Annotated in this window: 6 protein-coding genes and 1 tRNA gene; 2 read left to right on the forward strand and 5 right to left on the reverse strand. The window is 65.8% G+C overall.

The window, feature by feature from the left end; genetic code table 11:
- Positions 1-119: 119 nt before the first annotated feature.
- The 5 genes from ACZL02_RS24020 to ACZL02_RS24040 all read right to left on the reverse strand — a co-directional run bounded on the left by ACZL02_RS24020 (position 120) and on the right by ACZL02_RS24040 (position 5,650).
- Positions 120-1,052 (reverse strand): quinoprotein relay system zinc metallohydrolase 2, encoded by a 933-nt coding sequence (locus ACZL02_RS24020; protein ID WP_472938133.1) that lies wholly within the window; start codon positions 1,050-1,052, stop codon positions 120-122.
- Between the two features lie 282 nt (positions 1,053-1,334).
- Positions 1,335-3,380: a transketolase gene (tkt, locus tag ACZL02_RS24025; protein ID WP_472937518.1), complete on the reverse strand. Its 2,046-nt coding sequence runs from the start codon at positions 3,378-3,380 to the stop codon at positions 1,335-1,337.
- A gap of 224 nt (positions 3,381-3,604) precedes the next feature.
- Positions 3,605-4,489 (reverse strand): DMT family transporter, encoded by an 885-nt coding sequence (locus ACZL02_RS24030; protein WP_472937517.1) that lies wholly within the window; start codon positions 4,487-4,489, stop codon positions 3,605-3,607.
- 194 nt (positions 4,490-4,683) lie between these two features.
- Positions 4,684-4,759: transfer RNA gene (locus ACZL02_RS24035), tRNA-Trp, on the reverse strand.
- Positions 4,760-4,864: 105 nt separating this feature from the next.
- On the reverse strand, positions 4,865-5,650 hold the full coding sequence (locus ACZL02_RS24040; RefSeq protein WP_472937516.1) for a 3-deoxy-manno-octulosonate cytidylyltransferase: 786 nt from the start codon (positions 5,648-5,650) through the stop codon (positions 4,865-4,867).
- A 215-nt stretch (positions 5,651-5,865) separates the two neighbouring features.
- Here ACZL02_RS24040 and ACZL02_RS24045 point away from each other — a divergent pair, with 215 nt between their 5' ends.
- Together ACZL02_RS24045 and ACZL02_RS24050 are read left to right on the forward strand one after the other, a co-directional pair.
- The gene (locus ACZL02_RS24045; protein ID WP_472937515.1) at positions 5,866-6,897 is read left to right on the forward strand and encodes a glycosyltransferase family 2 protein; all 1,032 of its coding nucleotides are present in this window, start codon (positions 5,866-5,868) and stop codon (positions 6,895-6,897) included.
- Positions 6,898-7,047: 150 nt separating this feature from the next.
- A complete protein-coding gene (locus tag ACZL02_RS24050; RefSeq protein WP_472937514.1) occupies positions 7,048-8,196 on the forward strand; it encodes a glycosyltransferase in 1,149 nt (382 codons plus the stop codon).
- Positions 8,197-8,423 lie beyond the last annotated feature (227 nt).

Below are 8,423 nucleotides of genomic sequence, written 5' to 3' on the forward strand. Positions count from 1 at the left end.
GTCGTGAAGAGCCGGACCAGTCGGCACCTCGTCATGCACCACAATCGTTAGATAACGATCGATTTTAGATGGTTGGAGCGCCTTCTGAATGCTTTAAATTAAGCCGAGCGGCACGGCGCCTACTCCCATTCGAGTTCGGCAAAGGCGCCGGTCGCGTTGCGGCGGTTGTACTCGTCGAACAACTGCCATCTCCCGGCCTCCGACTGCCCAGCCGTCTCCAGCGCCGCGGTCAGCGACAGGCCATCCACGATCGACCGCCGGAGGTCGCGGGCCAGCACGCCAAGATATCGCTCGGTGTCCCCCGAGGCGGCGGGCCACGGCGCGTCGACCGGGCCATGACCGGGTACGAGCCTTGCCGCCTTGATGCCGCCGAGGCCGCCGAGGACATCGAGCCAGCCGATCAGGCTTCCGTCGAAGGTCGGGCAATGCTCGAGAAAGACGAGGTCGCCGGCAAACAGCGTCCCGCTGGCCTCGTCGAGAACGGTCAGGTCGTTATCGGTGTGCGCCGTCCGCCAGGCTTTCAGCTGCAGCGTCCGCCCCCCAAGATCGAGCGTCACCGTGTCGTCGACCGCAAGCGTCGGCGGGATGATCGCCACCTCGGCCATCAACGCTGCGCCCATGAGTTCGACATTCGAGGCCAGATAGGAGTCGCGCCGTGCCGCCAGCGCGGCCGAGAGGTTGTGGTGGCCGACGAAGACCGCCTCGCCGCCGAGGAAGGCAGCGTTGCCAAAGACGTGGTCGGGGTGCATGTGGGTGTTGACGACGTAGCGGATCGGCAGACGGGTGACTGCCCGCACCGCTTCGAGAAGCTGCCGTCCCTCCCGCACGCTCCCGCCGCTGTCGATCACCGCAACGCTGTCGCGTCCGACGATGAAGCCGATATTGGCGATCGCGCCGTCATTGGCCGCGCGCATCAGGTCGATGGCCCCGTGGTGGACATAGACGCCAGCCGCAATCTCGCGCATCGGCAAGGGCACGACTGGATCCGAAGAAGCCGTCTCTGCCAGCGCGACGCCGGGAAGCCAAGGTAGAATCAGTGCCGGCAACGCCAGGCACCCGAAACGGCGTCGCGTCAGACGACGGCCGAGCGGATTGGGAGACGCGGCATCGCGATCGAATTCCTGGCACATAACGATCCTCCACGGGCACTCCGGCCCGTTTCTCGGATCAAGATGGCGCCGGGCCGCTCGCCTGTCACCGGGCAACCACCAAGAATTGCTCAGCTTATCCGGCGGAGGGTGTCACGGGCGAGCCGATGAGCGCAGTGCCGGAAACGGAAAAGGGCGGCTAAAAAACCAGGCCGCCCTCTTCCTCATTGCACTGGATGTCCGCGATCAGCCGGCGACGTCGGCGAGGCTCTCGCGGGCGGCGCGAACCACGGCCTCGGTCGTGATGCCGAACTTCTCGTAGACGTCCCCGATCTTGCCGGACGCACCGAAGCTGTGCATGCCGACGAAACGGCCGTGGAAGCCGATGTAGCGGCCCCAGCCGAGCTCGACCGCGGCCTCGACCGCGACTCGCGCATGGGTCTTGCCCATCACGGCCTTCTTGTAGGCGGCGTCCTGCTCCTCGAAGAGAAGGTGGCACGGCATGGAGACGACTGCGGTCGGGATGCCTTCCTTCTGCAGGATCTCGCGCGCTTCGACCGCCAGCTGCAGTTCGGAGCCGGTGCCGATCAGCGTCAGCTGGCGCTCGCCGCCCTCGGCCTCGAGCAGGACGTAGGCACCGCGCGCCGAGCGGTTTTCCGTGCCGTCCTCCCGCCGCAGCAGCAGCATTGGCTGACGCGACAGCGCGATCAGCGCGGCGCGGCGGGGCGCATCGAGGATCAGCTCCCAGCACTCGGCCGTCTCGATCGGGTCGCCCGGACGGTAGACGGCGAGCTGCGGTATCGCCCGCAGAGCCGCCAGATGCTCGACCGGCTGATGCGTCGGGCCGTCTTCGCCGAGGCCGATCGAGTCATGCGTCATGACGAAGATCGTGCGGATCTGCATCAGCGCGGCGAGCCGGATCGACGGACGGCAGTAGTCGGAGAAGCACAGGAAGGTGCCGCCATAGGGGATCAGCCCGCCATGCAGGGCGATGCCGTTCATCGCCGCCGCCATGCCGTGCTCGCGCACGCCATAGTGCATGTAGGTGCCGTTGAAGTCGTCGGCACGGATCTCGACCATGCCCTTCGCCTTGGTGTTGTTCGACGGCGTGAGGTCGGCCGATCCGCCGAGCAGTTCCGGCAGGACCGCCGCCAGATGGTCGAGCACGATGCCGCTCGCCTGCCGCGTCGCGAAGTCCTTCTCACCGGCGCGAAACTCGGTCTTCGCGGCAGCGATGGCGTTCTTCCAGTCGGCCGGCAGCTCGCCGTCGTTCCGGCGTTCGAACTCCTGCCGCAGCCCATCCGGCAAGGCTTTCACCCGGTCCGCCCAGGCTGCACGCGCGGTGCGCCCCTTGGCGCCGATCTCCCGCCAGGCACTGAGAAGATGATCGGGAATGACGAAAGGCGGCGAGTCCCAGCCGAGGAGCTTGCGGGCGCCGGCGATCTCGTCCTCGCCGGGGGCGTCGCTGTGGGCCTTCTGTGTACCAGCCTTGGTCGGGAAGCCGAAGCCGATGATGGTCTTGCAGGCGATCATCGACGGCTTGTCGGTCACCGCGCGCGCCGCGGTGATCGCGTCGCGGATGGCGTCGGTATCGTGCCCGTCGATCTCCTGGACATGCCAACCGGACGCGCGGAAGCGCTCGATCTCATTGTCGGAGACCGCAAGGCTCGTCGCACCGTCGATGGAGATCGAGTTGTCGTCCCAGAAGGCGATGAGCTTTCCGAGCTTGAAATGGCCCGCCATGGAGATCGCCTCCTGGCTCAGGCCCTCCATCAAGCAGCCATCGCCCATGAAGACGTAGGTCCAGTGATCGCAGATGTCGTCGCCGAACTTGGCATTCAGGATGCGCTCGGCCAAGCCGAAGCCGACCGAGTTGGCAAGGCCCTGCCCGAGCGGACCGGTCGTCGTCTCGATGCCGTCGGCGTGCTTGTACTCGGGATGGCCGGCGGTCTTGCTGCCGATCTGCCGGAAGCGCTTCAGCTCCTCCAGCGTCATGTCCTTCGAGCCCGTCAGGTACAGGAGGCTATAGAGCAGCATCGAGCCGTGACCGTTCGACAGAAGGAAGCGGTCGCGGTCGAACCAATGCGGATCGGCCGCATCGAACTGCATGAAATCCTTGTAGAGGACGGTCGCGATGTCGGCCATGCCCATCGGCGCGCCGGGGTGGCCGCTCTTGGCCTGCTGCACGGCGTCCATAGACAGGAAGCGGATGCAGTCGGCGAGATCGCGCAGGTGCTGGTCGCGCGGCGCGGGAACGGCCTTGGGGACGGCGGGAGAGAGTGCGTCAGCCATTGGGGAAGCTCCTTCTTGGCGAAATCATCCGAAGCGGATGGGTATGGCAGGGCGGTGGCGGGCTGTGAAACCTCGCTCGGTGGCGCCTGGTGGCGCCGCCCGGTGGTGCGCGCATTCCGGCGGATTGTCGAGTGGCGATCGAAGCAGGTGATGCTGCCCGGCAAGCGGCAGCGTCTGCAGCGGATGCTGGGGCACCCCGATGCCACCAGCGGCGGCGCTGCAGGTCAGCGCGGACGGATGACCGAGGAGCGCCGGAGGAAAGGCAGCTTGATCCGTTCGCGCGCCCAGGTCAGCAGGCCGGCCACGATGATCAGCCCGATACCGAGAAAGGACATGGCGTCCACCGGCTGATGGAAGACGAGATAGCTGAACATCAGCGCCCAGATCATCTGGCTGTATTGCGGGACGGCGATCTGGCTGGCCGGCGCATATTGCACCGCGAGCATGATCAGCACCTGCCCGAGGGCCATCAGCAGACCGTAGACCAGGAGATAGGCGATCTGCAGAAGGTCCGGGGTGATCCAGGACGGCAGCATCAGAATGCCGTTCAGCACCAGCGCGCCGAGAAGACCAGCGCCGAACAGGGAGATGCGCTTCTCCTCCGGCCCGGCCATCCGGAAGGTGACGACCGAGCCGGCACCCGAGAACGCCCCGACGAGCGCCGCCGCATGGCCGAGCCCGAGCTCGCGAAAGCCGGGGCGGAGCACCACGAGGACGCCGACGAAGCCGATCAGCACCGCCGACCAGCGCCAGCCGCCGACCTTCTCCTTGAGGAAGACGATCGAGAGCAGCGTCACGATGATCGGCATCAGGAAGATCACCGAAAACGCTTCCGGCATCGAGAGATGCGTGAACGCCATGACGCTGGAAGTTGCCGAGACAGCCGTCAGCAGTGCCCGGGCGGTCCAGAGCGGGCGACGCGTCGAGCGGAAGATGTCGGTCAGCCGCTCATTCGGTCGGCGGACGAAAGGCAGCGTCAGCATGCTGAGAAGCGCGCCGGTGAAGGCGACCTGGAAGGCATCGAGACTGCCGTCGATGAATTTGACCGAGGCGTCGCTGATCGCGAACGCGATGTAGGCGAGGAATGCCAGGAAAACGCCGTTCTGCACCTGTCCACCCCGACGCGCCCAGGCGAACCGGTCCGGCCGCTGCTCTGCTCTCGCCCGTGCTCTGCCGCATCGCGAAGCGTTTGTCACCGGGCATCGGCGGCAAACTGCCGGAAACCCCAGGCGCAGTCGTGCAACGCCCCGCCAAGGAGCGAGCGAAATAACTACAGCGAGATGTGATGACGATCAAAAAGTCCTGGCAGGGGCAGCCGGGCTCGAACCGACGACCTGCGGTTTTGGAGACCGCCGCTCTACCAACTGAGCTATGCCCCTTTAGAACGATCCCCGATTAGTCGCTGGACGCCCGCTTGGCAAGCCCTTTCGGTAGGTTCGGCGCAGGAATCATCGCCCGTCTCATGGCCTGCGGCGGGCGGGTCCCTAGCGCCAGAAGGTCAGCAGCTTGCGGCCGAGGCGGCTGAAACGGGTCAGCGACCAGAGCTTGTCGACGAAACGGTTGGTATGCTCGAGCCGCTCGGCGAGAACCTCGGCGTGCACTGCGAGCAGTGCCGTCAGATCGGCGCCGGGAAACTGGGCCTGCAGCGCGGTTACGGCATCGGGACCCGTGCGCGGAGTGCCCTCGATCTCAAGGATTCCGAGGCGGGTAGCGAGGCGCAACGCCGTCTGCTCGAACGCCCAGTCGTGAATGTCGAACACCTTCCAGTTCTCCGACCGCAAGGCGTTGAAACCGCAGAGGACGACGCGGGCATCCGGCAGCATGGCGCTGATCCAGACCGCCATGGCGTAACCGCTGCTGGCGATCTTGCCGCCGGTATAGCGATCGGCGAAATAACCTGTCAGGTCCAATGGGACCAGCGGACAACCCGCGTGTTCGCGCAGACTTGCCGGCGCCTCGGTGTCGGCGACCACGAGGTTGAGAATACCCTTCAGCCGGCCCGGTGCGAAACAGGCCGCGACCGGGGCAAGGCGGTTGCGCCGGATGACGCTCGGCCCCTCGCGGCCGCTGCGCAGCACCAGAAGCGCATCGCGGTCGAACCGCTCGGCGACCACCCGGCGTGCATCGTTGAAGAAGACGAACAGCGTTCCGCTCGGCCAACCCGCGCCGAGATCGACGGCCAGCGCCTCCTCGCTGTTGGCCACCAGGACGATCGTCTCGTATGTCGACAAGAGCGAGCGCCAGAAATCGGTGCCGGTGTCATCTGCCACTGCGGATATCCATGCTGAATGATCGGTCGAGCCGGGCGGGAGCGCAAAGGTCGCGCTGCCGGCAGATAACGTTGCGGCGACGTCGCCACAAGAAGCGCCGATTGTCGAGGCCATCCCGCGCGAGCCCTGCCCCGCCCCGTTGCGCCGCGCTTCGGCGTTGCCACGGATGGACGCATATGTCACGAGCGGGTCGACGATAAACGAGGCCCCGTGCCATGCAGTATCCCGTGAGACACCCCGACGAGTGGCGCCGGATCGGCAAGCCCGGCCTGTTCGAGCGGCTGCAGCTGCCCTTCCGCAACCGGCGTTTCCGCCAGCGGGCGAAGAGCCGCGACGGCATCGAGCTGACGCGGGTGCACCACGCCGCCGGCGAACTCGGGCGCTCCGATGTCGTGTTGATCTGCATCATGAAGAACGCCGAAAAGTACCTGCCCTCCTTCCTCGCGCACTACCGCCGGCTGGGGGTGAAGCGCTTCGCCTTCGTCGACGATCGCTCGAGCGACGGCACGCGGCCCCTCCTCCTCGCGGCCGGCGATGTCGATCTCTACGAATCGAATGTCGGTTTCGGCGATGCCGGCGGGGGGCTCGCCTGGCGGGACATGCTGGTCGATCTCTACGGCCGCGGCCGCTGGTACGTCTCGATCGACAGCGACGAATACCTGATCTTCCCGGGCTGCGAGACGAGGCCGCTCTCCGCCTTCATCGCGGACCTTGAGCGGATCGGCGCCAAGCGCTCGCTGGCCTCGATGATCGACATCTATCCCGATGGCGCTCTCGGCGCCGCCCAACAGGCGGAGGCCGCCGACGCCCTTCCGACGGCGATCTGCCCACTGTACGACGGCGACGGCTACGGCATCGGCAACGACAAATTCTGCACGGCCATCCGCGGCGGACCGCGTCGCCGCCTGTTCGGCACCAACATGCGGCTGACCAAGTTCCCGGTGATCTTTGCCGACGACGCCACCCAGTTCAACGGCGGCAGCCATCATGGCCCGCTGCCGATCGCGAGAAACTTCTCGCCGGTCCAGGCCGTGCTGCTGCACTACAAATTCTCGCCGGGCGCCGTCGAGGAATTCACCGAGATCGCCGCCCGGGGAACGCATTACAACGGCGCCAGCTATTACAAGTCGATCGTCGGCCATGCAGGTTTCAACGCCGAGGCCGATTTCCGGTACGCCAGGTCGCTGCGGTTCGACGGGTCCGAGGCGATGCTGCGCCAGGGGTTCATGCAGGACATCCGCGGCTAACGAGCTTGCCCCCCTCCAGCGGCCACCTCCCGTGCCATTGCGCAATGTCACAGCGCATCACTTTGTCAGCCAATGCCAAGGCTTTGGTTGAGTGAGCCGGCAATCTTTTGTAACGATCACACTGAGAAGTATTTCCCGAAAGGAAGAGTCATGTCAGCTTTGGTCGCCGATTGGGGTGCAGGGCAGGATTCGGAGCAGCGTCCGCCCGTTCTGAAGCGGGACGGAACCCCGCTGAAGGTGCTCTACGCGCTGGACAGCTTCCCGCAGCTGTCCGAATCTTACATCAATGCCGAGATCCAGCGGATGCAGGGCTGGGGCGTGCACATCGAGGTCTGGTCGCGCGGCGAGCCGAAGTCCCAGGCGCAGTGCGACGTCGTCGTCCACCGGGGCACGCTGCTCGAGACCATCGAGCGCGTAAAGCCGGACGTCGTCCATACGCACTGGACCCAGACCGCCCTGAAGTACAAGGATGCCGCCAAGCGCATGGGCATCCCGCTGACGGCGCGCGGCCACTGGCACTTCGTGCCGAAGCAGATCGCCCGCGTCGAGCGAGAGCCGACGATTGAGCGGCTCTACATGTTCCCGCATCTGGCGAACAAATGGGGCTCGGCGACCAGCAAGATCCTGCCCATGGTCTCCTGCTTCCATCCGGAATGGCTGGCGCCGCGGGTCGAGAAGAACCGCAAGATGATCGTGCGGACAGCCGCCTGCAAGCAGCCGAAGGACCTCGCCACCTTCATCCGCATTGCCAGCCGCCTGCCCGACTACCGCGCCGTGCTGATCCTCTGCAGCCTCGGGCCGAACGACCATTACCGCGAGCTCGAGCAGATCAACCGCGATCTCGGCAGCCCGGTCGAGATGGTGCATGACATCACCTATGAGGAAGTCGCCGCCTATCTCAGCGAGGCCGGCATCTACGTCCACACCTATGACCCGACCGTCTCCTTCGGCATGCCCGTGTCGATCGCGGAAGCCATGGCGGCCGGCTGTACCGTCGTCGCCCGCAATGTCGAGGGCGCGGACGAATACATCGGCGAGGCCGGCCGGCTCTACGCGTCCGAGGACGAGGCGGTCGCGCTGATCAAGGCCTGCGAAGGCTGGAGCGATGCGGAATGGGCGAAGGCCGACGAGATCTCGCGCGAGCGGTCCTTCCGCCTGTTCGACGATCGCAAGGTTCTCTTGCCGCTGCTGGAGACCTGGAAGCAGATCGCCGGCGAGCAGGCCGAGGCTGCCAACAGCAATGTGTCCCTCCTGACGAAATTCCGTCGCTGGTCGGGCATCGGCTACCGCCGGATCTAATTCCGCCAAAACGCCGTCCCGCCTTCAAGCGGAACGGCGTTTCGGCTCTTCGAAGACCCGCATAGAAAGGCCCGGAAATCGAGATCGATTTCCGGGCCTTTTTTGTTCCGCCTGACCGATGCACGTTCCCCGTCCGTCGCCGCAGGACGCGATCGCCGGTCTCAAGGACGGACACAAAAAAGGCAGGCCCTTTCGGACCTGCCTTTTCATTTTCAGGCGTTCGTTTC

The organism is Mesocryomonas fontinalis, assembly GCF_055730125.2.

Bases quoted from the DNA above. Each gene is read 5' to 3' on its own strand.
- tkt (WP_472937518.1), bottom strand. From the start codon at position 3,380: ATGGCTGACGCACTCTCTCCCGCCGTCCCCAAGGCCGTTCCCGCGCCG.
- ACZL02_RS24045 (WP_472937515.1), top strand. From the start codon at position 5,866: ATGCAGTATCCCGTGAGACACCCCGACGAGTGGCGCCGGATCGGCAAG.
- ACZL02_RS24050 (WP_472937514.1), top strand. From the start codon at position 7,048: ATGTCAGCTTTGGTCGCCGATTGGGGTGCAGGGCAGGATTCGGAGCAG.